This is a genomic window from Mycobacteroides abscessus ATCC 19977 (assembly GCF_000069185.1).
Taxonomy (GTDB): Bacteria; Actinomycetota; Actinomycetes; order Mycobacteriales; family Mycobacteriaceae; genus Mycobacterium; species Mycobacterium abscessus.
Genome location: NC_010397.1, coordinates 4,279,431 through 4,306,077, shown reverse-complemented (window position 1 = coordinate 4,306,077; position 26,647 = coordinate 4,279,431). Strand labels below are relative to the sequence as shown.

Sequence of the window (26,647 nt, the reverse complement as noted above, 5' to 3'; positions counted from 1 at the left end):
CATGACGGCATGTGAGGATCTGCTGCAGTTTGTGACGGTCGGGCAGCAGGATCCGTTGGCGGCACCGTTGCTTGCCGAGTTGGCGGTCGAGTACAGCACGCGATACGGCGGGACCCTCGCCGAACACCACGATCTTCTGGTCAACTATCCGGCCGCTCACTTCTCCGCGCCAGACGGTGGGTTGCTGGTCGGATTACAAGGCGGTGCCGCCGTAACCGGCGGTGCGTTCCAGCGATATGACGCGAACACCGCTGAGCTCAAACGCATCTGGACCTCCAGTGCCCACCGCCGTCAGGGGCTGGCCGGGCGCACCCTGGCCGCGCTGGAGGTGGAGATCCGCCGCCGCGGATACCGGCGCATCTATCTGACCACCGGCCCCCGACAGCCCGAGGCCAAGGCGCTCTACCTGTCGGCCGGCTACCGACCGCTCTACGACCAGACATTGACGGCCGACGAGGTCGGCATCCATCCGTTCGACAAAGACCTCTAAGCGGGACCCAGCCTTTCCTTCAGGGTGAGGTAAACGCCGTCACCTTCGCGCACATGGGCGTTGCACCTACTGTGACGACACTGCTCGGTTTGGCCCTGGACGGACACGGTTGGCATCCGGACGCGGATAAGCACGCCGGCAAGCCCTTGACCGGCAGGTACTGGACCCAGCAGGTCCAGCTTGCCGAGCAGGGTTTGCTGGATTTCGTGACATTCGAGGACTCGTTCGCCCCCACTCCCGGTGGCCGCCTCGACGCGGTGCTGACCGCTGGCCGGGTGGCTCCGGCGACCCACCACATTGGGCTCATCCCCACCGCGCCGGCCACCCACAACGAGCCGTTCCACCTCTCCAAGTCGATCGCGACACTGGATATCGTCTCCGGCGGACGGGCCGGATGGCAGGTGACCATCGCCGACACCGAGGACGAGGCCGACGCGTTCGGGCGCACCAAGGTGCTGCCGCTACAAGACCTGCTGGACGAGGCCGCCGACTCGGTGGAAGTGGTCCGGCGGCTATGGGACAGCTGGGAGGACGACGCGGAGATCCGGGATGTGGCAACGGGGCGCTTCATCGACAGGGACAAGCTGCACTACATCGATTTCGAGGGCCGGTTCTTCTCGGTCAAGGGGCCATCCATCACGCCCAGGTCTCCGCAGGGGCAGGCGGTGGTCGCGGCGCTTGCTCGTAGCCGGCCCGGCCAGGCCTTCGCCGCGAAGAACGCCGACCTCATCTTCGTCACCCCGCACGACGGGGCCTCCGCCGCCGAGATCCCGGCCCGCCTGCACAACACGGCAGGGCATCGCGTGATCAAGGTGCTGGCAGACCTGGTGGTCTCGTTTGACCGCGAGGATGAATTCCCTTCGGATGCCGCGGTATTCACCGGCCGCGCGCCCGAACTCGCCGAACTCATCGCCCAGTGGCATGAATGGGGTATCGACGGGGTGCGGTTGAGGCCGGCTGCCAACGCGCTCGATATCCCGGTCGTAGTTGACGAACTCGTGCCCCTTCTGCAGGCCCACCAAGGTTTCCGCACCGAGTATGAAAACGGAGCCCTGCGCGAACGGCTGGGCCTGCCCGCCGCCATCAACCGCTATGCAAGGAAGTCGGCATGAACGTCCCACTCTCGGTTCTCGACCTCTCCCCGGTCAGCGAAGGGGCCGACGCCACCACGGCATTGCGCAACTCGATCGACCTGGCCCAGCACGCCGAACAATGGGGATACCGTCGTTACTGGCTTGCTGAGCACCACTTCGTCGCGGTGGCGAGCACGGTCCCCGCGCTGGTGATCGCGCATATCGCGGCTGCTACCCACCGGATCCGCGTCGGCGCGGGCGCTGTCCAGATCGCGTCCACCACCCCCGCGGCGGTGGTGGAGAGCTTCGGCATTCTCGACGCGCTCTATCCGGGCCGCATCGACCTCGGGCTGGGCCGCACCGGACATCGCATCAGGGACCGGCTGGCAGGCAACGAGCAGAAGCCCGAACCCGCGCCCGCCCACGAGGTCGACGGATTGTTCATCCCGCGGGCGCCCACCGAGTTCGGCATCAAGGACAACCCCAAGCTGCGCGCCACCGCCGCCGCGCTGCAGCAGCCCGGCGCACATGTGGCGGACTTCGACCAGCAGGTCGCCGACATTCAGGCATTCCTGGACGGCAGCTATGTCAGCCCGGAAGGCGTTGCGCTGCACATACGCCCGGGTGAGGGTGCCGACCTGCCGCTATGGCTCTTCGGGTCCAGCAAGGGTGAGTCTGCTCAGGTCGCGGCGCGGCGCGGCCTACCGTTTGTGGCGAACTACCACGTCACCCCCTGGTCCACTGTGGAGGCTGTGGAGGCGTACCGCGACGCATTCCAGCCGTCGAAGGCCCTGGCCGAACCGTACGTCATTGTCTCCGCGGACGCGGTGGCCGCCGACGACGAGACCACCGCCCGTCACCTCACCAGTACCTTTGGTCGTTGGGTGCACTCGATCCGGTCCGGGCACGGCGCCATCCCGTACCCCGATCCCGATGTCGCGCAGCCACTTACCGAAGAAGAGCGGCAGCACTCGGAGGACAGGGTGGCCACCCAGTTCGTCGGCGATGCCGGCCAGGTCGCCGAGCGGTTGGACACGCTGGCCCGGGTCACCGGCGCCGATGAACTCGTCATCACCTCCATTACCCACCGGCACGAGGACCGGCGCAGATCCTATGAGCTCATCGCCAAGGAATGGGGGCTGATCTGATGAGCAATCCTGCAGACGCAGTCCGGACCCGAGAAGGCAAAGATCGCAAGCCCGTTCATCTCGCGGCACACTTTCCCGGAGTCAACAACACCACGGTGTGGTCCGATCCCGCGTCCGGCAGCCAGATCGACTTCGACTCGTTCGTGCACCTGGCGCGCACTGCCGAGCGCGGACTGTTCGATTTTTTCTTCCTCGCCGAGGGGCTACGCCTGCGCGAGCATCGCGAGCGCATTTACGATCTCGACGTCGTCGGGCGGCCCGACACCTTCACGGTGCTGGCGGCGCTCGGCGCCGTCACCGAACGGCTCGGGCTGGTGGGCACCATCAACACCACCTTCAACGAACCATTCAACGTGGCACGGCAATTCGCCTCCCTGGATCATCTGTCGGACGGGCGGGCCGGCTGGAACATGGTCACCTCGTCCGATGCCTTCACCGGTGAGAACTTTCGGCGCGGCGGCTTTCTGGACCACGCCGACCGTTACCGCCGCGCCGAGGAATTCATCACCGTGGCGCGCAAGTTCTGGGACAGCTGGGATGCGGCGGGTGAGCCCCTCCCCGTCAATCACCGGGGTCCGCAATTCACCGTGCGCGGCGTCGCGACCGCTCCGGCCTCCCCACAGCGGCACCCGGTGCTGCTGCAGGCCGGGGATTCCGCGGATGGGCGCGACTTCGGCGCCAAGCATGCCGATGCCCTGTTCACTATTCACTCCTCGATTCCGGCGGGGCAGAAGTACTACGCCGACGTCAAGGCCCGCGCCGTTGCCCACGGGCGCAATCCGGACCAGCTCAAGGTCTTTCCCGGTGTCACCTACGTCCTCGGAGACACCGAACAGGAAGCGATCGAGAAGGCCGCGTACATCCGGGATCAGCAGGTGGGCCCGCAGACCGCCATCGCCTACCTCGAACAGGTGTGGGGCCGTGATCTTTCCGAGTACGACCCGGAGGGCCCGCTGCCGGATGTCGATCCGACGGGTGATGCGTCGATAACCCGGGGCAAGGCCCGCCACGGTGATCCCCGGGAGATCGCAGCCAAGTACCGGGAGATCGCCGAGGCCAAGAAGCTGTCGATCCGCGAGCTGATCAAGGAGGTCACCTCGCGCCAGCAGTTCATCGGCACCCCGTCACAGGTGGCCACCGAGGTGGATCGCTACATCCAGGCCGATGCCTGCGACGGCTTCATCCTGGTTCCGCACCTCACGCCGGGCGGGCTCGACGACTTCGTGGACACCGTGGTGCCGCTACTGCAGGAACGGGGCGCCTTCCGCGCCGAATACGAACACGAGACTCTGCGTGAACACCTGGGGCTCGACCCCATATCCCGGGCGAGTGGCGACTTTCGGCGCGAAACTGCGAGTGCGTAGCGCGGAAAGTCGACACTCGGCGCTAGGTGTTCAGGGCGATCTGGACCGCGTCGCGCAGTGACCCGATCCACGCCGGACCGTGGCCGGGGGCCAGCACGTCGGCGTCGACGTCGGCGAGGGCCTCGGCGCTGCGGCGCGCCTGCTCCATGTCCTTGGTGAACGGGGTGGGTAGCAGCTGAGGTCCGGAGCGCTTGGCAACGGGATGTCCGGTGATGATGGCGTCACCCACCACCAGCACATGCCCCGCGACCAGGAACGAACAATGTCCGCCGCTGTGACCGGGAGTGGGGATGGGCGCGGGCGCACCCGGCAGATCCGCGAGTTCGGGACCGAGCGGAGCGGCCGTCGGAATGCCGTCGCGGACGCCGGCCCCGAGGCGCATCGCGTGGATCACCCACGGCAGCCATCCGGGCCGCCACAGATTCAGCACTACCTTGAGCGGTTCGGCCTGGTCCACGTAGTCGCGCCGGACATTGCCCAGCTCGGCGTTGTGCGCGTATACGGGGACGCCATGCTCGGCGGCCCACCAGATCGCGGTTCCCATATGGTCGATATGGCCGTGCGTGAGCACTACTGCTCGCACATCTTGTGGTTTATGACCCAGTGCCGCAATGGATTTCAGTACATCATCGCGATCGCCCGGATAGCCCGAGTCGAAGAGTGTGACGCCCGAATCGTCCGATGCGATCACCCAATTGACCGCTTCCCCGTTGACCACGTGTACGGCGTCGCTGACCTGGGTGATCTCCACCATGAAATAGAGAGTAATGAGTCCTTGGTTAGGGTGGTTGGAGAACTTGCGATGAGCCGCTTGCGCGAAGAGCGGTAAGCACCCTATGACGCGAGGAGCGCGCGGATGGCACGGGAACTGAAGCTGGGATACAAGGCATCGGCGGAGCAGTTCGCGCCGCGTGAGCTCGTGGAGTTGGCGGTCGCCACCGAGTCACACGGTTTCGACAGCGCCACCGTGAGCGATCACTTCCAGCCGTGGCGGTACAACGGCGGACATGCCCCGTTTTCGCTGGCCTGGATGACCGCCGTCGGCGAGCGCACCCAGCGGTTGCAGCTGGGCACCTCGGTGCTGACTCCGACCTTCCGCTATAACCCGGCCGTCACCGCCCAAGCCTTCGCCACCATGGGGTGCCTGTACCCGGGCCGCATCTTCCTGGGAGTCGGCACCGGTGAGGCCCTCAACGAGATCGCCACCGGATACATCGGCGAGTGGCCGGAGTTCAAGGAGCGTTTCGCGCGGCTGCGTGAGTCGGTCCGGCTCATGCGCGAGCTGTGGACCGGTGAGCGTGTCGACTTCGAGGGCGAGTACTACCGCACCCAGGGCGCCGCCATCTACGACGTGCCCGAGGGCGGCATCCCGGTCTACATCGCCGCGGGCGGTGCCGTCGTCGCGAAGTACGCCGGGCGGGCGGGAGACGGATTCATCTGTACCTCGGGCAAGGGCGAGGAGCTGTACTCCGGCAAGCTCATCCCCGCCGTCCGTGAAGGCGCCGCGCTGGCCGAGCGCAGCTTCGACGACATCGACCGGATGATCGAGATCAAGATTTCCTACGACCCGGATCCGGACAAGGCGCTGGAGAACACCCGCTTCTGGGCGCCGTTGTCGCTGACCCCCGAGCAGAAGCACAGCATCCACGATCCGATCGAGATGGAGCGCGCCGCCGACGAGCTGCCCATCGAGCAGGTTGCCAAGCGCTGGATCGTCGCCTCGGATCCGGATGAGGCGGTCGAGAAGGTTGCCGACTATGTCGGCTGGGGCCTGAACCACCTGGTGTTCCACGCGCCGGGCCACGATCAGAAGCGGTTCCTCGAGCTGTTCAAGACGGACCTCGAACCCCGTCTGCGAAAGCTCGGATGATTGGGGGCATGAGGATCATTAGGCACCGATGAGCTCGCTATTTCGACGCTTTGTCGACGCGGTGAACACCGTGCCGGTGATGGCGTTGAACGTGCCGGGGCTGCGCAGCCTGGCGGGTCGGTACTTCACGGTGGTCACCTACACGGGCCGGCGTTCGGGCCAGATCTTCAGTACCCCGGTCAACTATTGGCGCTCGGGAGACGACATCGTCATCTGGGTCGGCATCCCCGAATCCAAGACGTGGTGGCGAAACTTCCTCGGTGAGGGCAGGCCGCTACAGCTTCGACTCAACGGTGTCGACGTGCCCGGGTACGGAATCGCGAGAAAAGACGACAACGGCCGCGTGACGGTGACCGTCCGTCTTGGCGAGAGCGTCTAGAGCGATTTAGTTAGCCGATAGAGTTCGGACATGCCAGGCATTGGTACAACGGTGTTGGTTTCCGCGTACGCCGCGCGGTTCAACCCGCCGTTGCTCCGTGCACAGAGCGTGGCGTCGCCGCTGGGACTGTGGCTGTCACAGGCGCTGATCGCCCCGGCGACCGAAGGCACTCATCGGCATGGCGTGGGATACCTGTGTTCAGCGCGTGGATAACGGAGCCGGAGGAAGCCCATGCATGACGATCGGCGGATCGTTGAGGACCGCATTCGGCGCTTTGTCGACAAACGCCTGAACGGTGCCGTCTATGTGGATTCGGCGCCCCTGACGGTGACCGCCTGGGCCGCACCCGGCGAGCCGGTGCCGTTCGCCGAGGCAGTGGGCCAGGACTTCCACGAGATCACCCCCGGGACGCCGTGGGGCCCCCCGTGGTCGACCATGTGGCTGCATGTGACGGGGACCGTTCCGCCGTCGTGGCGCGGCCGGGACGAGGGCAGCCCCGAAATGCGCGTGGAGCTGGGTTTCACCGGCGGGCCGGGATTCAACGCTGAAGGGCTGGTGTATCGGCCGGACGGCACCGTGGTGAAGGGCATCGCACCGCGCAATGCCTTCGTGCCCATCGACAATCCGGACGGGCCCGTGGACTTCTACATCGAGGCCGCTGCCAACCCGGATATCGGCAAGTACTTCTGGTCGCCGATGCCGTTGGGAGACAAGGCCACCAGCGGTGAGGACGCGCTGTATCGGCTGGGTGATGTCGACCTCGCGTTGCGAGACCTGAATCTGTGGGGGTTGCAACAGGACATCGCCACGTTGGACGGGCTGATGCACACCCTCCCCGAGGATCTGCCGCGCCGCCACGAGATCCTGCGCGCCCTGGAACGCATGTTGGACACGGTGGATCCTGACGATCTCGCGGGCACCGCGGCAGCTGGACGCGAGCAGCTGGCCGACGTCCTGGCACGTCCGGCGTATGCCAGTGCCCACCGGATCACCGCTGTCGGTCACGCGCATATCGACTCGGCCTGGCTGTGGCCCGTGCGCGAGACGGTCCGTAAGTGTGCGCGAACCTTCTCCAACATGGTCGATTTGATGGACCGGCATCCCGATTTCCGCTTCGCGTGCTCCTCGGCGCAGCAGTACGCGTGGATCAAAGACAAGTATCCGAGCCTGTTCGCCCGCATCAAGGAGAAGGTCGCTGCCGGGCAGTTCATTCCGGTAGGGGGCATGTGGGTCGAAGCCGACACCAACATGCCCGGCGCGGAGGCCATGGCCCGGCAGTTCGTGATGGGTAAGCGGTTCTTCCTTGACGAGTTCGGAATCGACACCCCGGAGGTGTGGCTGCCCGATTCCTTTGGCTACTCCGCGGCGATGCCGCAGATCGTCGCCGCGTCCGGCTCGGAATACTTTTTGACGCAAAAGATTTCGTGGAATTCCGTGAATCGGATGCCGCATCACACCTTCATCTGGGAGGGGATCGACGGCACGGGGGTGTTCACGCACTTCCCGCCGGTGGACACCTACAACTCGGACCTGGGCGGTGGTGATCTTGCCCACGCCCAGCGCAACTATCGTGATTCCGGTGCGGGGACCATGTCGCTGGTGCCCTTTGGTTACGGAGACGGAGGCGGCGGCCCCACCCGTGAAATGCTCGCGTACGCAACACGAAAGCGCTCTTTGGAGGGATCGCCGACGGTCACCCTGGGCACTCCCGCGCAGTTCTTCGCGGACGCGCGGGCCGAATATGCCAACCCGCCACGCTGGTCCGGTGAGCTGTATCTGGAACTGCACCGCGGCACATATACCTCTCAGGCCAACACCAAGCAGGGCAATCGGCGCAGCGAACATCTACTGCGCGAGGCCGAGCTGTGGGCGGCCACGGCCGCGGTGCGCACCGGCTTCGAATATCCGTACGCCGAGCTCGACGAGATCTGGAAGCTGGTGCTGCTGCAGCAGTTCCACGACATCCTGCCCGGTAGCTCCATCGCATGGGTGCACAAGGACGCCGAGCGCAACTACGCGGCGATCGCCAACAGACTTCAGGCCGTTATCGAAGCCGCGACCGGAGCCTTGGCGGGTACGGGCGCTCGGAAGCTGGTCTTCAATGCCGCGCCACACGCTCGCGATGGGGTGCCCGCGCTGGGCGCATCCGTCGCCGATCGGCCGCGCCCGGTCACTCCCACCCCGGCGCCGGGCGGATTCCGGCTGGACAACGGGACTATTGCCGCTACCTTCGACGCCGACGGCCTGTTGGTCTCTCTCGTCGATGCTGTCAGCGGACGCGAAGCCATGGCCGCACCCGGAAACCTGCTGCAACTGCACCGAGACACGCCTAACCAGTGGGATGCCTGGGATATCGATGGCTTCTACCGGAACACCGTGACCGACCTGGCCGGGGCAGATTCGGTCGCGATCGTGGACGACGCACTGGTCATCGCACGTACGTTCGGGAATTCCCGTGTCATGCAACGAATCACGTTGCGGCAAGGATCCGGGGCGCTCGACATCGATATCGATATCGATTGGCACGAATCCGAGAAACTCCTGAAACTCTCGTTCCCGTTCGATGTGCATGCCGACCGATCGGCCTCGGAAACCCAGTTCGGTCACGTATATCGGCCCACGCACGCCAACACCTCATGGGACGAGGCCAAGTTTGAGATCTGTGCGCACCGTTGGGTGCATGTGGGTGAATCCGGCTACGGGGTGGCGGTCGTCAACAACTCGACCTACGGCCACGACATCAGCCGACGGGGGTCCACCACCGTGGTGCGGATGTCCCTGTTGCGCGCGCCGCTCTTCCCCGACCCCGACTGCGACCAGGGGCGTCACCGGCTGCAGTTCTCGGTGCGCCCCGGGGCGACGATCGGCGACGCGGTCGAGGAGGGATATCGCCGCAACCTCGATCCGCGAATCGTCAACGGCGCCGTGGACGCCGTTGAGCCGCTGATCAGTCTGGATAACCCGGCCGTTGTCGTGGAATCGGTGAAGCTCGCGCTGGATGGCTCGGGCGATGTCGTGGTGCGGCTCTATGAATCTCGCGGCGGACGGGCGGAGGCCACCCTGCGCAGCAACTTCGGTCACGGACAGCCGATCGTCACGGACCTGCTGGAGCGTCCGATAGACGAGTCCGGCACTGTTAGTTTCAACGGAGACGAGATTCATCTGACACTCCGACCGTTCAAGATCCTCACGCTGCGATTTCCCAGCGTAGAAAGGCGCGCATGACCCAGCCCAAGGCATCGAGTATTTATATTGCCTCGCCCGAAGGGGACACCGGAAAGTCCACGGTGGCCCTGGGCGTAATGCATCGGCTGGCCGCGTCGGTGGCGCGTGTGGGTGTGTTCCGCCCCATCGCGCGGTCCGGGGAAAGCGTGGACTACATCCTGGAATTGCTGTTGGAGCAGAGTACTGCCGATATCGCGTATGAGGACTGCCTTGGTGTCTCGTACCACGACGTCCATCAGGACCCGGATGCGGCAATCGCCCAGATCGTGGACAGATATCACGCGGTCGCGGAGCGCTGCGACGCTGTGGTGATCGTCGGTAGTGACTACACCGATGTCGCGAGCCCCAGCGAGCTGGGCACCAATGCCCGCATCGCGGTCAACCTCGGCGCACCGGTCCTGTTGACCATCAAGGGATTCGATCGGACGCCCGACGAGGTGGCGGCGCTGGCCGAGGTCTGTCTGGGCGAGCTCAAGGCGCAGCGCGCACACACCGCCGCTATCGTCGCCAACCGCTGCAACCCCGGCCAACTGGACGAGGTGCGCCAGGCCCTGGCGCGGTTCGATAAGCCGGCCTGGGTGTTGCCCGAGGTACCGCTGTTGGTCTCGCCGTCGGTCGAGGAACTCATGAAAGCGGTCAAAGGGTCCCTGGTCAGTGGTGACGAGGCACTGCTCTCCCGCGAGGCCACCAGCTTCATGGTCGCGGGCATGACAGCAGAACATTGCCTGGAGCGGCTCAAGGAGGGCCAGGCCGTCATCTTCCCCGCGGACCGCTCGGACGTACTACTCGCCGTGGCAAGTGCGCATGTGGCAGAAGGCTTTCCGTCGCTATCGGCCATCATCTTGAATGGTGGGCTCAAGCTGCACCCGCGCATCGCAGATCTGGTGGACGGTATCGGGCTGCGGTTGCCGATCATCGAGACGGACTCCGGCACCTTCGAGACCGCGAGCGCGGCCGCGCATGCGCGTGGCCGGGTGACGGTGGCTTCTGCGCGCAAGATCGATACCGCGCTCGCGCTGATGGACAGGTACGTGGATGGCGCGGATCTCGTTGCGCAGCTCGCTATCCCGATACCGTCGGTTACCACGCCGCAGATGTTCGAGTACCAGCTGCTGGACCGGGCACGCGACAACCGCAAGCGCATCGTGTTGCCCGAGGGCGACGACGACAGGATTCTCAAGGCCGCCGGCCGGCTATTGCAGCGTCAGGTCGCCGACCTGACGATCCTGGGCGAAGAGGCCGAAATCCGCTCCCGTGCCGCCGAGCTCGGTGTCGACATCTCGAACGCGCTCGTTGTCAGTCCCAAGACCAGCGATCTGGCCGAGAAGTTCGCGGACCAGTACTTCGAGCTGCGTAAGCACAAGGGCATGACGCCCGATCGGGCACGTGAAATCATGCGTAACGTCTCGTATTTCGGCACCATGCTGGTGTACAACGACATCGTCGATGGCATGGTCTCCGGTGCGGCGCACACCACCGCGCATACGATTAGGCCGGCGTTCGAAGTCATAAGGACGACGTCCGGTGTTTCCACGGTGTCCAGCATCTTCCTGATGTGCCTGGCCGATCGGGTGCTGGCGTACGGAGACTGCGCCATCGTGCCCGATCCAACCTCCGAGCAGCTGGCCGATATCGCCATCTCGTCGGCGCGGACCGCCGCGCAGTTCGGCATCGATCCCCGGGTGGCGATGCTGTCCTACTCCACCGGGTCGTCGGGAAGCGGCGCGGATGTGGAAAAGGTGCGTATCGCAACGGAGTTGGTTCGTTCGCGGCAACCCGAGCTGCTCGTCGAGGGGCCCATCCAATACGACGCGGCGGTCGAGCCGTCGGTGGCGGCCACCAAGATGCCCGATTCCCCGGTGGCGGGCCGTGCGACGGTGCTGATTTTCCCCGACCTCAATACCGGGAACAACACCTACAAGGCGGTGCAACGCAGCGCCGGTGCCGTCGCCATCGGACCCGTGCTGCAGGGGCTGCGTAAGCCCATCAACGACCTTTCACGCGGGGCGTTGGTGGAGGACATCGTCAACACCGTGGCCATCACCGCAATCCAGGCACAGGAAAGGAAACAATCGTGAGCGCCGGCGGGTCTGTTCTGGTCCTCAACTGCGGCTCGTCCTCGGTCAAGTATCAGCTCATCGAGCCGGAATCGGGCCGAGTGATTGCTCACGGACTGGTGGAGCGCATCGGCGAGGAGGAGATCGGCAACCACGAAGAGGCGTTGCGGCTGGTCTTCGACTCCATCGACACCGGTGATGTGGTGGTAGTCGGTCACCGTGTAGTGCACGGGGGCCAGAAGTTTCACGAACCGACGGTGCTTGACGACGCGGTGGTCGCGCAGATCGCCGAGCTGTCTTCCCTGGCACCGCTACACAACCCGGCCGGGGTACAGGGCATCGAGGTGGCGCGGCGCCTGCTCCCGGATGTGCCGCAGGTGGCGGTTTTCGACACCGCGTTCTTCTTCGGCCTGCCACCGGCGGCGGCCATCTACGCGCTGGATCGTGCTGTCGCAGAGCGATATGGCATCCGTCGCTACGGGTTTCACGGTACCTCGCACCAGTATGTGTCGCAGCAGGCCGCGGCCTTCCTGGGGCGTGGGTATGCCGACATCAACCAGATCGTGCTGCATCTGGGCAACGGGGCGTCGGCGTCGGCGATTCTGCGCGGCCGCGCGGTGGAAACCTCGATGGGCCTGACCCCGCTGGAGGGGTTGGTGATGGGCACCCGCACCGGTGATATCGACGCAGGCATCGTGTTCCACCTGGCCCGTCACGGCATGAGCATCGACGAGATCGACACGGTGTTCAACAGACGGTCGGGCATGCTTGGGTTGTGTGGTGCCAATGACTTTCGTGAGGTGCACCGTTTGATCGATGCCGGTGATGCCGCGGCCCAGCTTGCCTACAACGTGTATGTGCACCGGTTGCGTAAGTACATCGGTGCCTACATCGCGACATTGGGTGGCGCCGACGTCATTTCGTTCACCGCCGGGGCAGGGGAGAACGACGCGTTGCTGCGGGCCGATGCCCTGGCGGGGCTGGAAGTGTTCGGTATCGAGATCGACGCCGCGCGTAACCAGGTGCGGTCCGGTGAGGCTCGCCGCATCTCCACCGACTCCTCACGGGTGACGGTACTCGTGGTGCCCACCAATGAGGAGCTGGCGATCGCGCGTGCCGCGGTGGAAGCGATCTGACCCGCCCTGGCGCCGATGAGTCAGAGCAGTGAGGTCGGCCGCGTCGCGTTGGCCAGATCGACCAGCGCGTAGCGGTGGGCGCGTTCGGTAGCCCGGCGGGCCAATGCCCGCAGGCACCGTTCGACCCCCTGGCGCAGACCACGTTTGGTGAACGGAACACCCAGAATGTGATGTCCGGTCGAATGATTGCTCTTGATCCAGTCCAGTGCCGTGCCCAGCACGAGCGCCCGGATCTGCAGCACCCGTGGCTCGGTCTCGGGCAATGCTTCCACCCGGCGGGCGGCCTCGCGGATATCGTCCTCGGTGACCTCCGAGAGTGTCCGCCCCGATAGCAGCGTGACCGCGCTGGTGAGACGCGCGGTGGTGAAATGGCGCGAGGTTGGCGGCACGTTGTCGAGCATGCGTACCGCCTCTGCTCGCTCGCCGCGTGCGGCCAGCGTGCGCGCCAGCCCGTAACCCGCTGAGATGACACTGTTGTCGGTGGACCAGACGGTGCGATAGAAGTCGAGATTCTTCTCGTCTCCGGCAAGTTCGGCGGTCGCGGCCAGGGCCATCTTCGGGGCGATCTCACCGGGCAAGAAGTCCAGTACAGCCGTGAAATGCTTTGTCGCTTGGTCATAGTCGCCGTTGAGCAGCGCGGCCATGCCGCGATACCAGGTAAGGCGCCAGGGAGTGCCCACGCGGTCTTCGAGCTGGTCGAGCTTGCTGTTGGCCTTGGCGACATCGCCCAGATCGAGGAGTGCGCGCGCTTCCATCAGCGGCAGTTCGACCGATTCGGTCAGGTCCACACCGTCGGCGTCGATCCGGCCCAGGCGCGCGGCTTTCAACGATTCCAGGGTCTGGATCGGCTGGCTCAGCACGGTCGCCTGCAGGATCGCGGCACCCACGTCGGTGGGGTCCAGCAGCGGAACCTGGAGGGCTGTCACGATATCGGGGGCCGTCAGGCTCGGCGGATGCGCGAGCCCGTCGACGTAGACGTCGGTGTGTGCCACCAACAGATCGACACCGAAGGTGGATCGGGACGGGCTAAACAGGGTGGACATGCCCGGTCGCGGTGTGCCGGAGTCCAGCGCCACCACCTCCCGGAGCACGCCGACGAGCTGGGTGGCCATTTCCTCGGCGCTGCCGAACCGCGCACTCGGGTCGGGATCGATGGCGCGGCGCAGAAAACGGTGATAGGAGTCGTACTTGGCCAGCACCGGATCGTCGCTGGGCAGCCCGTCCTTGTAGCGGCCCTTGCGGGTGGGCATGCGCAGGGTCAGCACCGCCAGGGTCCGCCCCACCGTGTAGATGTCCGAGGCGACGGTGGGTCCGGTCTTGGAGATCTCGGGCGCCTGGTAGCCGGGTGTGCCGTAGAGGTTGCCGTAGGCGTTGATCGAGGCCACCGCGCCCAGGTCGATCAGCTTGAGCTGCTCCTCGGTGATCATGATGTTCTCGGGCTTGAGGTCGTTGTAGGTGAGACCCACCGAATGTAGAAAACCCAGTGCGGGAAGGATTTCCAGCATGTAGGCGATGGCCTGCGCAACCGGAAGGGCGTTACCCTTCGGTTGCTTGAGGGAGGTGCCGCCGACGTATTCCATCACGATGTACCCGACAGGGTTCCCGTGCTGATCGGGGTGCTCGACGAAGTTGAAGATCTTCACGATCGAGGGATGAGCGACCTCGGCGAGGAATCGCCGCTCGGCCATCGCGATGTTCTGTGCCTCGGCGTCCCCGGAGTGCACCAGACCCTTGAGCACCACCGGGCGATCGTTGACGTTGCGATCCACTGCGAGGTAGATCCATCCCAATCCGCCGTGGGCGATGCAGCCCTTGATGGCGTACTGCCCGGCGATCACGTCGCCCGGATTCAATTGCGGTAGAAACGAGAAGCTGGATCCGCAGGTGGGACAGATGCCCTCGCTCTGGGCGGGACTGTCTGTCGTGGAGCGTCCGACCGGCTTGCCGCAATTCCAGCAGAACCTCTTGGATTCCTCGACGACCGGGTTGGTCATCAAGGCTTCCAGCGGATCGATTTCTGGTACGCGCGGGATTTCGACGAGTCCGCCGCCCAGCCGCCGCGTAGGCGACAGCAGTACCCGCGTGGTGGTGGCGCGGACCTCGGGTTGGGTGGTGGGTTGCGTGGCGGGCTGCGTCGAGTCCGGGGGACGGAACACCGCGCGCGTCGAGATGGGCCGCATCGTCGAGGCGGAGTCGACGTCCAGATCGGCAAGGGACGCGGGCTGGGTACCCGGGCCCTCGTCCGCGGATGTGTCGTCGGGTTCTTCGGGATCTTCGCTCATCAGTCCCGATACTTTGCGCTTGGAGGTGCGGGCGCGGGTCCCAGCACACTCAGCCACTTGCGGTACAAGGCGTTCCACGTGCCATCACGCCGGATGCGTTCCAGGGTTCGATTGACGTAGCGGACCAGATCGGTGTTCTCCAGCTTGATCCCGATCCCGTACGGCTCATCGCTCATGTTCGGCCCGATAATGTGCAGATAGGGATCTTGGGACATCAGCCCTGCCAGTATCGAGTCGTCGGTGCTGACCGCGTCGACCTGCCGCTGCTGTAGTGCCACAAGGCAATCGGCCCAGGTAACCACGGACATGATCACCGGTGGCGGTGTGATCTGCGAGAGCCGGTTCAATGAGGTTGTGCCCCGGGCGGCGCACACACGCCTTCCGGAGAGATCCTGCGCGTTGGTGATACCCGAGTCGCGAGAGGTCAAAATCCGTTGGTAGTTCATCAGATAGACGGATGAGAAGTTGACTTCCTTGCGGCGTGCGCAGGTGATGGTCATGGTCTTCACCACGATATCGACTGTCGAGTTCTTCAGCGCGGCGACGCGATCCGCGGAGGACAGGATTCGGTACTCCACCCGCTCGGGAGTGCCGAAGATATCCCGGGACACCTCGCCGGCGATGTCGACATCGAATCCGGTCAGCTCACCGGTGATCGGGTCGCGGAAGCTGAACAGGTTGCTGCCGATGTCGAGGCCGACCACCAGCCGTCCGCGCTTGCGGATCGCCGCCACCGCCTCGTCATTGGCGGCCCGATCACTGGTGGGGCGCAGGCTGGCCGTCGGGTCGCATGAGGTGTCGATCTTGTCCAGTACCGCGCGGTTGGGTTCCTGCTCGGTCATTTCTGCCGGGGTGGGCCGCGGCACCGTCAGCTGCGGCAGCGGCGTGGAGTTCTCGGGCGTCGAGCATCCGGCCAGCAGTGCGGCGACGAATGCCAGTGCGCCGAATCGCCGGGCCGTACCTTGCATCGCGTATCTCGTCATCGGTACTCGCTCAGACGCGGCCACAGGCCGACCCCCACGCATATCGCGCCGCCCACGGAGAGGATCAGCGCGCCCGCGGAGGAGAGCGTCAAGGCACGTTCGGCGTTGAGCACCCCGGACCGGAGCTGGCGACGGCTGTCCTGCACCGCGCTGCGCAATGACGTGTCGAGGCTGTCGAAGGCGGGTGTGGAATCCGAGTCGCTGTTGCCCAGGGCCACCTGGGTGGCGGCTTGGTAATTCCCGACACCGATATATGCGTTGATCCGGTCGTCGGCCTGCCGCCATCGGGTGAGGAGCTGCTGTGCGTGCTCGAGGTCGGACCGCGCGATGGCATCGGGATTCGACAGGTATTCGCCTATCTTGCGGTCCATCTCGTCGATGCGGTCGTAATACGACTTCTTCCGGACGTTCTCGTCCCCGCGGCGGATCAATGCAAGCGTCTCGTCGGCACGTGCTTGTTGGGCGGAGATGACCAGTTGGGTGATGGTCTTCAGCGAGTGCGCGCCGCCGTTGCGTGCCTCGGTGCCCAACGAGGCGGAGACGGCAAGGGCGATACCCACCCAAACCACCATAAGTAGCAGAGCCAATCCGCCGGCCAGCATGCCGGGATTGATCATGCGCCGCGTCCTCTTGGACAACCACCGATGACCCAGGACACCCGCGATCATGGTGCTCAGCACGATGAGGATCACCGGGAAGGGCACCCGAGTGGATGCGCTGGTCTCCTGATCCGCGCGATTCGCGGTTTCCTCGTAGAGAAGCTGTGCGTCGGGGAGGATCGTGCGCTGCATCAGCGAGGACGCCTCGCTCAGGTACGAGGCGCCGACGGGATTGCTCGCCCGGTTGTTGGTGCGTGCCGTCTCGATCAGTCCCGTGTAGACCGACAGCTCGGCGTTGATTCTGCTGAGTAGCTCCTGCATCGGTCTGTCGGTGAGTCCACTGGACGCCGCGACGAGCGCGGTCGATGCGTCGGTGATTGCCTGCTCATACCGTTCTCGCACACTCTGCGGTTCGGTACCCGCAATGAAGGCGGTGGTCGCCGCGGCATCGGCAACCGACAGCGTGCTGTACAGCTGTCCGGCCGAGTAGGCCAGCGGTTCGGTGTGGTTGAGCACCGTGCTGAGGGCTTCTTGCCGGTTTTGCACGCTCGCCGAGGTGGCGACCGCGGACAGCACGCCAGCTGCGGCGAGGGCGATACCGAGCATCAGAATCTTGCCGGGTGTGGACTTGAGAAACCACCACCAGGGATGAGCTGGCGCGATGCGTGTCGTCGCGCCGACGGGCTCGGTCGACGGGTGCGCTAACCGCGTCGTCCCGACAGTCACCTCTTACCCTTCCTCTCCCGGCCTTAACAGGAAGTCTAAGAGCATATTTAGGTTTCGGTGGCTCTACTGTGGACTCTGTGCGTGGCGACGGTGACGGATGGGTGGTCGCTGACTCGGGTGCACGATTCTGGGGGAGATTTGGCGCGGCGGGGTTGCTGCTGCGTGCGCCGCTACCTAACGGACAGCCCGCTGTCCTGCTGCAACACCGCGCCTGGTGGAGTCATCAGGGTGGCACGTGGGCGTTGCCTGGAGGTGCGCGCGACAGCCATGAATCCGCCGAGGAGGCGGCACTCCGAGAGGCGGCCGAGGAGGCCGGCGTCGATCCCGCCGTCATGACCGTCCGGTCTTCGGTGGTGACGAAACGTATTGACGGTCAGGCACATTGGACATACACCACGGTGATTGCCGATGCCGCCGAATTGTTACCGACGGCTGCCAACCACGAGAGCACCGAGCTGCGCTGGGTGCCCGAGGAAAAGATCGAGGGGATGCGCCTGCATCCCGGTTTCAAGTCGTCGTGGCCGCTGCTGCGGGTCGTTGAGACGTTGCCGCATGCATCAAACGGGTTCACCGGGGCGGGCACCGTCGAGCTCGAATCCGGTCGTTACGCCTGGCAGCTGCCGTAGCGTTTTACCCATGCGCGTCCATCTGTTTCTTGTGCTGGCGATGATCACCAGCCTGCTGATGAGTGCCTGTGGCACCGAGAAATCCGAGAGCGGGCCGGATGACCGTAACGAGGTGGTCGCGGCGGCGCTCGCCCGCATCGAGGCTGACCTGGGCAAACCGGTGAAGCTCGAGGTGCGGAATTTCCATCGCGCCGGCGACTGGGCGTTTCTCGACGGCCAACTACAGGACACCAACGGCCAGCCCGTCGACTACAGCGGGACGCCATTCGCCGAGGCCGCGGCCAATGGCGGCAAGTCGAAGCGCTACGACGGCCTGCTGAAAAAGACGGGCCCCAAGTGGTCGATCCTGGAGAGCGCGATCGGGCCTACCGACGTGCCCTGGGAGGGTTGGAAGGCGAAGTACCCGGAGGCGCCGCCACAGATCTGGCCCTGACGGCTACGCCGAGCGTGAAGCTACCGCGACAATGTGGCCCACATCCCGCACTGGCTTCACGCTCGGCGTGTTGAGCCGCGCAGCGATGCGGCGGCCGCGCGGGGGTCGGCGGCCGCGGTGATCGCCCGCACCACCACGATCCGGGAAGCTCCAGCCTCAACCACCTGGGGGACCCGCGCCTCGTCGATGCCGCCGATCGCAAACCAGGGTTTAGAAGTGTCCAGTTCGGCCGCGGTGCGGACGAGCCCGAGGCCGGAAGCGGTGCGGCCCGGCTTCGTGGGTGTTGGCCAGCACGGCCCGCAGCAGAAGTAATCGATCTCGTCATCGCGGGCGGCCGCGGCGGCCTGCTCGGCATCGTGCGTGGACCGTCCGATCAGCACGTCCGGTCCGACGATCTCCCTGGCCACGGCCAGCGGCAGGTCATCTTGGCCCAGGTGCAGGACGTCGGCGCCCGCGGCCCGGGCGATATCGGCGCGGTCGTTGACCGCGAACAGCGCGCCGTGACGTGCGGCGGCCTCGCTCAGAATCGCCAGATACTCGAGTTCCTCGGCGGGCTCCAGCCGGCCGAACTGCCGCTCACCCGCCGATCCCTTGTCGCGCAGCTGCACGATGTCCACCCCGCCCGCCAGGGCAGCGTCCACGAACTCGGCGAAATCACCGCGCTCCCGGCGAGCGTCGGTGCAGAGGTACAGGTGAGCGGACTGAAGCCGGGCCGAACGCGAGTGCATAGTCGAAGACGCTAGCGTTGTGGGTGTAAGTAACGCGGGAGCCCCGGGATGTCGGGGCTGAGAGTGGGCCAAGGACTCCGGCCCTGACCGTCGTACCTGATCCGGGTCATGCCGGCGAAGGGAGTTGGCTCCGATTGTGATGTCGTCTCAAAAAGGCTCGGTCGCCGTCATCGGCGGCGGAGTCATCGGGCTGTCCGTGGCACGCGAGGCCGCGCGCACCGGGTGGCGGGTCGTCATTCATGACGACGGTGCCAAGGGCCCGTCCTGGGTGGCCGGCGGCATGCTCGCCCCGTACAGCGAGGCGTGGCCGGGTGAAGACGAGCTGCTGGAGCTGGGCATCGAGTCCCTGGGCATCTGGCGGGACGGGTTCATCGACGACGTGGAAAACCCGGTGATCACCGCGCGGGGCTCCCTGACCGTGGCCGTGGACACCGCCGACGTCGGTGAGCTACGCACCATGACCGGCTGGCTGGCTGCGCGTGGACATCCCGTGACGGAGATCGCCAATGCTCGAGATGTCGAGCCCATGCTGGCGCAGAACGTCCGACGCGGATTCACCGCGCCCGAAGAGCTCTCCGTCGACAACCGTAAGGTGCTGCAGGCGCTCACCGCGGAGTGCGAGGCACTGGGTGTCGGCCGGGGTCCGGCGGCTGTGCACACCCGGGATGTCGACGCCGATCAGGTGGTGATCGCCAACGGAGTGCAGGCAGCGGCCCTCGCAGGTCTACCGGTTCGGCCGGTCAAGGGGGAAGTGCTGCGGTTGCGGCAGCGCCCCGGTGCCATGCCGCCGCCGGCGAACGTCATCAGGGCCCGCGTGCATGGACGGCACGTGTATCTGGTTCCCCGCGCGGACGGCGTCGTCGTGGGCGCCACGCAGTACGAGCACGGGCACGACACCGCGCCCGCCGTCGCGGGAGTACGGGATCTGCTCGATGACGCATGTGCGTTGCTGCCATGCCTGGGCGAATACGAATTCGCCGAATGCGCGGCGGGCCTGCGTCCCATGACCGACGACAACCTGCCCATGGTGGGCAGGATCGACGAACGCGTGGTCGTCGCCGCCGGGCACGGCCGCTCCGGCTTTCTGCTTGCGCCGTGGACGGCGAAGACGATCGGGGCAGTCCTAGACGGTGGTGAGTCGCCTGCCGCCGTCGATCCCCGCCGGTTTGAGAAGGCGCACAGTCAGGAGGCCCGATGAACATTCAGGTAAACGGAGACGCGCGCGAGGTCACCGAAGGCGCCAACATTTGGCAGTTGCTCGAGCAGCTGGGCTTTCCCGAGTCCGGCATCGCAGTGGCGATCAATCACACCGTGGTGCCCAAATCTGATTGGGACACCGTGGTTTCCGTCGGCGCGACGGTTGAGGTCGTTACCGCGGTGCAAGGAGGATAAGCACAGTGGGCACGGGAGAGTCGCTTTGTATCGCGGGCCGCACCTTCGGGTCCCGGCTCATCATGGGCACCGGAGGCGCCGCGAACCTCTCGATTCTGGAACGGGCGCTGGTGGCCTCCGGCACGGAACTGACTACCGTCGCGATCCGTCGCGTCGACGCCGCGGGCGGCACCGGGGTGCTGGATCTGCTCAAGCGGCTCGACATCGTGCCGTTGCCCAACACCGCCGGGTGTCGCGGCGCCGCGGAGGCGGTGATGACCGCACGGCTGGCCCGCGAGGCACTGGAGACCGATTGGATCAAGCTGGAGGTCATCGCCGACGAACGCACACTGCTGCCCGACGCGGTTGAGTTGGTGCGGGCCGCTGAACAACTCGTCGACGACGGCTTCGTGGTACTGCCCTATACGACCGACGATCCGGTGCTGGCCCGCAGATTGGAAGATGTGGGATGCGCGGCCGTCATGCCGCTCGGGTCCCCTATCGGCACCGGGTTGGGCATCACCAACACACATAACATCGAGATGATTGTGGCGGCGGCGGGAGTTCCGGTGATCCTGGACGCGGGTATCGGCACCGCCAGCGACGCCGCGCTGGCCATGGAACTCGGTTGCGACGCGGTACTGCTTGCGACGGCCGTGACCCGCGCGGCCGATCCGGAACGCATGGCCGCGGCGATGGCCGCGGCGGTGAACGCCGGCCACCTCGCGCGGCACGCCGGTCGCATACCGCGCCGCTTCTGGGCGCAGGCATCCAGCCCGGCACCGGACCGTCCGCTCGAGCAATAGCTGGCATAGTGGGCCGCATGATCGAACTGCGGTCGCTGACGAAGGTCTATGGCCAGACCCCTGCGGTCGACGACCTCTCCGTCACCATCGAGTCGGGGGTCGTGACGGGGTTCCTGGGTCCCAACGGGGCAGGTAAGTCGACCACGTTGCGGATGATCGTCGGGCTGGCCCGCCCGACATCGGGGACGGCGACGATCGGCGGCAAGCAGTACCACGAGATCGACCACCCGCTTCGCGAGGTCGGCGCACTGTTGGATCCCAAGCAGTTTCATCCCAATCGATCGGCGCGCAACCATCTACGGTGGATCGCGGCCGCCAATGACATCTCCGCCCAGCGGGTCGACGAAGTGCTGGAGATGGTCGGGCTGACCGAGGTGGCCAATCGCCATGCCGGCACCTTCTCACTCGGCATGTCGCAGCGGTTGGGCATTGCGGTCGCACTGCTTGGTGACCCTAAGGTGCTGCTGTTCGACGAGCCGGTCAACGGCCTGGATCCGGAAGGCATTCATTGGATTCGCACCTTGATGCAGAGCCTGGCGGCACAGGGACGCACCGTGCTGGTCTCCAGCCACCTGCTCTCTGAAATGGCCAATACCGCAGACCAATTGGTGGTCATCGGCCGTGGGCGATTGATCGCGGCGACCTCGATGCACGAATTTGTGAGCCGAGCGGGCGCCGATGTGGTGCGGGTGCGCAGCCCGCAAATCGATATCTTGCGTTCGGCCGCGGAGGAAAGTGGTTTCTCGGTGGTGGGTGGGGAACGCACCGGAGAGCCGGGCGTGCTCGAAATCAGCGGCGCCCTCATCGAGCAGGTCGGCGAGCTTGCCGCCCGTCGTGGCGTCACGCTGTACGAACTTTCTCCGCAACGAGTTTCGCTGGAGGACGCGTACCTGTCGCTGACCGATGATGCCGTGCAGTACCGCAGCCAGGTCAATGATCCGCTTGCGGCAAGAGCGACGGGCGCAGTGGCCGATGCGGAGGGTACGCACTGATGGGGGTCGTCGCAGCCGAACGGATCAAGGTGTGCACGTCGCGGTCCGCGGTCTGGTGCAGTCTGCTGGCGCTGGCGTTGGGTGTGGGGCTGGCCGGACTGCAGGGCGGGTCGGCCTCGATCTATGCCCCCATCTCGCCCGGCGACGCGGCAGGCGGCGCGGCCCTCGTCGGAGTGCCACTTCTCATGGTGCTGGCCGCGATGACAGTGACCAATGAAAATCGAACCGCCATGGTGCGAACCACCTTTCAAGCCACCCCGAACAGGCTGACGGTAATCGGCGCCAAGGCGCTGGTGGCCGGCGGCTGGGTGGCGGTGGTCACCGCGGTCACCGCGCTGACCTCGATGGCGTTGGTGCGGGCGATGGCCGGTCCGGTGGCCGGTGCGAACTTGGCGCTGGACAGCACGGGTGTGTGGAACACCGTCGGCGCGGTGACCGTCTACGCATTCCTGTGCGCGGTTCTTGCGGTGGCCGTGGGTGTGTTGCTCAAACACACCGCAGGTGCTGTCGCGGTACTGCTGCTGTGGCCAACGGTCCTCGAATTGATGCTGGGCTGGCTGACCGATGCAGGAAAGGCGTTGCAGCCCTTCCTTCCTTTCGCGAACGGCATCCGGTTTACCGGTGTGCCGTGGTACACCTCGGATGGCGTCCGCTTTGTCTGGGACGCCACTGGATCGCTCATCTACTTTGCTACCGTGGTTGTCATCACGCTCGTCGCGGCGCTGGCTGTGGTGCAGCGGCGCGACGTTTAGGTCGGGACAAGGGAGAGTAGATGGCGACCAATCGGGTTCTGTATGCGGTCGCGGTGTCCGCGGCGTGCGCGCTGGCAACGGTCACGGCGTGCGACCGTGATGCCGCGGAGGCGCCGCCTCGCTCGGCGCCTCAGGCAGGATCCGAAGAAGCCGTCGGTTTCGCGCACTCCCTGCATGAGAAGGTGACCGTCGACAACGTCGTGAAGCATCTGTCGGCCCTCCAGGAAATCGCCGACAAGAACAACAACACCAGGGCGGCGGGGACCGCCGGATTTGACCAGAGCGTCGACTACGTGGTGAAGGCTTTGAAGGACAAGGGGTTCGATGTGCAAACCCCGGAATTCAGCTTCAAATACTTCCAGGCCAAGTCCCTTGATCTGACGGTCGGACCCAAGAAGGTGGACGCAGGGGTGCTGTCCTACTCGCCGGGTGGTCGCGTCGAGGGACGGCTGGTGCCGGCCCGCGCGGAGGAGTCGCCCGGTTGTACGGTCGAGGATTACGACGGGCTTGACGTCAAGGGCGCAGTGGTGCTTGTCGACCGCGGATCATGCCCATTCGCCGACAAGGAAAGGGTCGCCGCCGAACGCGGCGCGGTCGCCGTGATCATCGCGGACAACGTCGACGAGAATAAGACGAGCGGCACCCTTGGTGAGGACTCCAACCCCAAGATCCCGGTGGTGAGTGTTACGAAATCGGTCGGTGCGGACCTGAGGGCCCATCCGGACAAGGTTGTCCTCAATGTCGATGCGGAGACCAAGGACGTCAAGGCGCGCAACGTGATCGCGCAGACCAAGACGGGCGCCACGACAGATGTCGTCATGGCAGGCGCGCATCTGGACAGTGTTCCGGAGGGGCCGGGAATCAACGACAATGGCACCGGCACCGCCGCGGTGCTGGAGACGGCGCTGCAACTGGGGCCGAGCCCCGATGTGAAGAACGCGGTGCGATTCGCGTTCTGGGGCGCGGAGGAAGAAGGGCTGATCGGCTCCACCGACTACGTCAAATCGCTTGATGTGGCTGCGCTGAAAAACATTGCCCTGTACTTGAATTACGACATGCTCGGTTCGCCGAACGCCGCGTACCTGACGTACGACGGCGATCAGTCTAACGAGCCCGACCCGAACGAGATTCCGGTGCGGATTCCCGAGGGCTCGGCAGGTATCGAGCGAACCGAGGTCGCCTATCTGGCCGAGCAGGGCAAGAAGGCCCATGACACCGGCTATGACGGCCGCTCGGACTATGACGCCTTCAGCCGCGCCGGCATTCCGACCGGCGGCATTTTCTCTGGCGCCGAAGACAAGATGTCGGACGAAGAGGCCAAACAATGGGGCGGTAAGGCGGGGCAGCCGTTCGATCCCAATTACCACCAGGCGGGCGACACGCTGGCCAACGTGAACAAGGATGCGCTCAAGATCAACGCGGGCGGAGTGGCCTACACCGTCGGGTTGTACGCGCAGAGCATTGACGGACGCAACGGTGTTCCCGTTCATGAGGACCGCACCCGCCACCAGCTCAAGGGGTAGGGCATCGCGCCGCCGAATCTGGGGTAACAGGTTCGTTGCAACGCGCTGAAAGACCTTGGGAATCAACGCTGGTGCGGTAGCGTGTGCGATTGCCCGATTCGCACAAGTCCACTGGTGTTCCAAAGAGGTTCCATTGAGGTTTATTTGATGGCGTTATTCAGCGCCCGGGGGCTGGCACGCGGTTGCTCCTTGCTCGCGATCGCGGCGGTGGCGAGTTGTTGTGCGCATCCGTCTACGCCGGGTGCCGCGGCGCCCACAGCGCCCAACCCGAATCTCGCGGCAGATCTTGCGCGTTCGGTAACGGTGGACGCGATGATGGTTCACCTGCAACAGCTACAGCAAGTTGCCGACGCGAACGGCGGAAATCGTGCTGAGGGCACATCGGGCTACGATGCCAGCGCCGACTACGTCGCAAAGGTATTGAAGGATCGCGGGTTCGAGGTTCAGACCCCGGAGCTGTCCAGACTCAAGGTGCTCAGTGAGGGCAAGCCGCTTGTCGACATCGGCGGCCGTCCCTATGCCCTGGATCAGGCCTCTTATTTCGCGCAGACGCCTAAGGGCGGTCTCAAGGCGAACATCATTCGCCCGTCGGGTAAGGCCAGTGGTTGTGCGGCGGCCGATTACGGCACGCTCAAGGTGGACGGGCAGATTGCCGTCGTCGACGGCACCGGGTGCTCGGTGGTCGACAAGCACAATGTCGCCAAGCAAAAAGGTGCCTCGGCGGTCCTGGTGGCGATGCAGGCCGGTGCCGGCGAAGGCCTGTTCACTCCCAATTACTATGAGCAACTGTCAATTCCGGTGGGGATCATCGACTCGGGAGTCGACACTCTGCTGCGCCGCAATTCGTCGCCGGTGAACCTGGTGCTGGATATGAACGTTGCGAAGGTGCGCTCGCACAGCGTCATCGCACAGACCACGACGGGCGATCACGCGAACGTTGTGCTCACCGGAGCTCATCTGGACAGTGTGTCGAAGGGGCCCGGCATCAATGACAACGGCACCGGGGTGGCCGCTGTCCTGGAAACCGCCCTGCAGCTCGGGCCGAAGCCGGTTGTCAACAACGCCGTCAGATTCGCATTCTGGACCGCTGAGGAAGACGGCCTCGCCGGATCGCTCGAGTACGCGAAGAGCCGCAGTCCCGAAGAGCTCAACGACATCGCGTTGTACCTGAACTTCGACATGCTCGGCTCTCCTAATGCCGGGTACTTCGTGCTCGACGGCGACCAATCCGCGGCCAAACCGGATCCGAACCGGCCGCCCCTGGATGTTCCGGAGGGATCCGCGGGGATCGAGCGCACCTTCGCTGGATATTTGAACCTGGCAGGCAAACGACCCGCGGCCGAAGAATTCAGCGGCAGGTCCGATTACGGGCCATTCATGGCCGCGGGTATCCCCGTCGGCGGCATCAGCTCGGGGGCACTGGAGCGGATGAGCGGCCCGGAGGCCAAGACCTGGGAAGGACATGCGGGCCAGCCGTTCGACCCCAACTACCACGGACCCAAGGACACCCTGGCGAATGTCGGCAAGACCGCGTTGGGGATAAACGGTCCGGCGGTCGCCTTTGCCGTCGGCACCTATGCGTTGTCCACCACGGGGCCCAACGGGGTGCCGGAGCGCAAACTTCGCCGACACTCTCCGCTGGAGCGTTAGGGCCGCTAGCATGCCAGCGCATGAGGAGAATTCTTTCTTTGCTGGTAACGCTGGCGTCCGGTGTGGTGATCGGCGCGGCCGCTGCCCCGATGACGGCCGCCGACCCGGGGGTGAAGCTGACATACCGCGTGACCTTGCAAGACCCCGGAACCAATCGCCAGGTGACGATCTCCTACCGCACGGGCAAGGGCGAAAAGGCGGTCAAGCAGACCTGGCTGGATCCCTTTGTGCCGTGGGAGCACGACGTCACGATGACCACCCGCGAGGCGGTGGTAAGCCTGTTCAGTGACCCGGGGGGTAACTATCTCGGTGAGATCCTGCGGGACGGCAACGTCATCGCGTCCAACAGCGTGTATCTGGAGCCCGGCTGGGTGGCGGAGCAGAGCGCTCCCTATGGGACGCCGACATTGTTGGCACGCGCCGACGTGCCCTGA

The 26,647-nt window shown here is 65.4% G+C and carries 25 protein-coding genes and 1 riboswitch; of the genes, 20 read left to right on the top strand and 5 right to left on the bottom strand.

Annotation, left to right across the window (positions count from 1 at the left end):
- The first annotated feature begins 1 nt into the window (after position 1).
- From MAB_RS21465 to MAB_RS21450, 4 genes are read left to right on the top strand one after another with little or no spacing between them, the layout of a single operon-like run.
- Positions 2 to 490 carry a GNAT family N-acetyltransferase gene (locus MAB_RS21465; RefSeq protein WP_005078090.1) on the top strand — a complete coding sequence of 163 codons (489 nt, stop codon included), beginning with the start codon at positions 2 to 4 and terminating at the stop codon, positions 488 to 490.
- A 53-nt stretch (positions 491 to 543) separates the two neighbouring features.
- Entirely contained in the window at positions 544 to 1,602 is a 1,059-nt protein-coding gene (locus tag MAB_RS21460) for an LLM class flavin-dependent oxidoreductase (protein WP_005135721.1), read from the top strand.
- Positions 1,599 to 2,711: an LLM class flavin-dependent oxidoreductase gene (locus MAB_RS21455; protein WP_005086421.1), complete on the top strand. Its 1,113-nt coding sequence runs from the start codon at positions 1,599 to 1,601 to the stop codon at positions 2,709 to 2,711. Before MAB_RS21460 ends, MAB_RS21455 begins: the two co-directional genes overlap by 4 nt.
- Positions 2,711 to 4,075, top strand: coding sequence for an NtaA/DmoA family FMN-dependent monooxygenase (locus tag MAB_RS21450; protein ID WP_005086420.1), 1,365 nt, complete (start codon positions 2,711 to 2,713; stop codon positions 4,073 to 4,075). Before MAB_RS21455 ends, MAB_RS21450 begins: the two co-directional genes overlap by 1 nt.
- A gap of 22 nt (positions 4,076 to 4,097) precedes the next feature.
- Here the strand turns inward: MAB_RS21450 and MAB_RS21445 are convergent, their stop codons facing one another.
- Positions 4,098 to 4,829: an MBL fold metallo-hydrolase gene (locus MAB_RS21445; RefSeq protein ID WP_005085771.1), complete on the bottom strand. Its 732-nt coding sequence runs from the start codon at positions 4,827 to 4,829 to the stop codon at positions 4,098 to 4,100.
- 102 nt (positions 4,830 to 4,931) lie between these two features.
- Between MAB_RS21445 and fgd the strand changes: the two genes are divergently transcribed.
- The 6 genes from fgd to MAB_RS21415 are packed head-to-tail and all read left to right on the top strand — an operon-like array spanning position 4,932 to position 12,742.
- Positions 4,932 to 5,945 (top strand): glucose-6-phosphate dehydrogenase (coenzyme-F420), encoded by a 1,014-nt coding sequence (gene fgd / locus MAB_RS21440; protein ID WP_005062430.1) that lies wholly within the window; start codon positions 4,932 to 4,934, stop codon positions 5,943 to 5,945.
- A gap of 28 nt (positions 5,946 to 5,973) precedes the next feature.
- Complete coding sequence (locus MAB_RS21435) at positions 5,974 to 6,324, top strand: nitroreductase/quinone reductase family protein (protein WP_005078083.1); 351 nt, start codon at positions 5,974 to 5,976, stop codon at positions 6,322 to 6,324.
- 30 nt (positions 6,325 to 6,354) lie between these two features.
- Entirely contained in the window at positions 6,355 to 6,537 is a 183-nt protein-coding gene (locus MAB_RS21430; RefSeq protein WP_005086419.1) for a hypothetical protein, read from the top strand.
- 18 nt (positions 6,538 to 6,555) lie between these two features.
- The gene (locus MAB_RS21425) at positions 6,556 to 9,549 is read left to right on the top strand and encodes an alpha-mannosidase (protein WP_005085775.1); all 2,994 of its coding nucleotides are present in this window, start codon (positions 6,556 to 6,558) and stop codon (positions 9,547 to 9,549) included.
- Complete coding sequence (gene pta / locus MAB_RS21420; RefSeq protein WP_005085777.1) at positions 9,546 to 11,627, top strand: phosphate acetyltransferase; 2,082 nt, start codon at positions 9,546 to 9,548, stop codon at positions 11,625 to 11,627. Before MAB_RS21425 ends, pta begins: the two co-directional genes overlap by 4 nt.
- The gene (locus MAB_RS21415) at positions 11,624 to 12,742 is read left to right on the top strand and encodes an acetate kinase (RefSeq protein ID WP_005085778.1); all 1,119 of its coding nucleotides are present in this window, start codon (positions 11,624 to 11,626) and stop codon (positions 12,740 to 12,742) included. Before pta ends, MAB_RS21415 begins: the two co-directional genes overlap by 4 nt.
- A gap of 20 nt (positions 12,743 to 12,762) precedes the next feature.
- On the opposite strand, the gene MAB_RS21410 is transcribed toward MAB_RS21415, so the two are convergent.
- The 3 genes from MAB_RS21410 to MAB_RS21400 are packed head-to-tail and all read right to left on the bottom strand — an operon-like array spanning position 12,763 to position 17,332.
- On the bottom strand, positions 12,763 to 15,024 hold the full coding sequence (locus MAB_RS21410; RefSeq protein ID WP_005086418.1) for a serine/threonine-protein kinase PknG: 2,262 nt from the start codon (positions 15,022 to 15,024) through the stop codon (positions 12,763 to 12,765).
- The gene (locus MAB_RS21405) at positions 15,024 to 15,992 is read right to left on the bottom strand and encodes a glutamate ABC transporter substrate-binding protein (protein ID WP_005085782.1); all 969 of its coding nucleotides are present in this window, start codon (positions 15,990 to 15,992) and stop codon (positions 15,024 to 15,026) included. The genes MAB_RS21410 and MAB_RS21405 overlap by 1 nt, the downstream gene beginning before the upstream one ends.
- Before the next feature lie 11 nt (positions 15,993 to 16,003).
- Entirely contained in the window at positions 16,004 to 17,332 is a 1,329-nt protein-coding gene (locus MAB_RS21400) for a hypothetical protein (protein ID WP_005085785.1), read from the bottom strand.
- A 77-nt stretch (positions 17,333 to 17,409) separates the two neighbouring features.
- Between MAB_RS21400 and MAB_RS21395 the strand changes: the two genes are divergently transcribed.
- A complete protein-coding gene (locus MAB_RS21395; RefSeq protein WP_005071356.1) occupies positions 17,410 to 17,958 on the top strand; it encodes an NUDIX domain-containing protein in 549 nt (182 codons plus the stop codon).
- Between the two features lie 10 nt (positions 17,959 to 17,968).
- On the top strand, positions 17,969 to 18,391 hold the full coding sequence (locus tag MAB_RS21390) for a PAS domain-containing protein (RefSeq protein WP_005086416.1): 423 nt from the start codon (positions 17,969 to 17,971) through the stop codon (positions 18,389 to 18,391).
- Between the two features lie 56 nt (positions 18,392 to 18,447).
- Here MAB_RS21390 and thiE read toward each other — a convergent pair whose 3' ends face one another.
- Complete coding sequence (thiE, locus tag MAB_RS21385) at positions 18,448 to 19,119, bottom strand: thiamine phosphate synthase (RefSeq protein WP_005095063.1); 672 nt, start codon at positions 19,117 to 19,119, stop codon at positions 18,448 to 18,450.
- Between the two features lie 24 nt (positions 19,120 to 19,143).
- Positions 19,144 to 19,259: riboswitch (TPP riboswitch) on the top strand.
- On the opposite strand from thiE, the gene thiO reads away from it, so the two are divergent.
- From thiO to MAB_RS21345, 8 genes are all read left to right on the top strand, one after another.
- Complete coding sequence (thiO, locus tag MAB_RS21380) at positions 19,259 to 20,317, top strand: glycine oxidase ThiO (RefSeq protein ID WP_005085791.1); 1,059 nt, start codon at positions 19,259 to 19,261, stop codon at positions 20,315 to 20,317. Its footprint overlaps the riboswitch before it by 1 nt.
- The gene (gene thiS / locus MAB_RS21375) at positions 20,314 to 20,511 is read left to right on the top strand and encodes a sulfur carrier protein ThiS (protein ID WP_005062394.1); all 198 of its coding nucleotides are present in this window, start codon (positions 20,314 to 20,316) and stop codon (positions 20,509 to 20,511) included. Before thiO ends, thiS begins: the two co-directional genes overlap by 4 nt.
- A 62-nt stretch (positions 20,512 to 20,573) precedes the next feature.
- Positions 20,574 to 21,296 (top strand): thiazole synthase, encoded by a 723-nt coding sequence (gene thiG / locus MAB_RS21370; RefSeq protein WP_207197321.1) that lies wholly within the window; start codon positions 20,574 to 20,576, stop codon positions 21,294 to 21,296.
- Positions 21,297 to 21,313: 17 nt separating this feature from the next.
- A complete protein-coding gene (locus MAB_RS21365) occupies positions 21,314 to 22,288 on the top strand; it encodes an ABC transporter ATP-binding protein (RefSeq protein WP_005085793.1) in 975 nt (324 codons plus the stop codon).
- On the top strand, positions 22,288 to 23,040 hold the full coding sequence (locus MAB_RS21360) for an ABC transporter permease (RefSeq protein ID WP_005086413.1): 753 nt from the start codon (positions 22,288 to 22,290) through the stop codon (positions 23,038 to 23,040). Before MAB_RS21365 ends, MAB_RS21360 begins: the two co-directional genes overlap by 1 nt.
- 20 nt (positions 23,041 to 23,060) lie before the next feature.
- Positions 23,061 to 24,563 carry a M28 family peptidase gene (locus tag MAB_RS21355; RefSeq protein WP_005095059.1) on the top strand — a complete coding sequence of 501 codons (1,503 nt, stop codon included), beginning with the start codon at positions 23,061 to 23,063 and terminating at the stop codon, positions 24,561 to 24,563.
- A gap of 147 nt (positions 24,564 to 24,710) precedes the next feature.
- Positions 24,711 to 26,213 (top strand): M28 family metallopeptidase, encoded by a 1,503-nt coding sequence (locus MAB_RS21350; RefSeq protein WP_005095057.1) that lies wholly within the window; start codon positions 24,711 to 24,713, stop codon positions 26,211 to 26,213.
- A gap of 38 nt (positions 26,214 to 26,251) precedes the next feature.
- The gene (locus MAB_RS21345; RefSeq protein ID WP_005086410.1) at positions 26,252 to 26,647 is read left to right on the top strand and encodes a hypothetical protein; all 396 of its coding nucleotides are present in this window, start codon (positions 26,252 to 26,254) and stop codon (positions 26,645 to 26,647) included.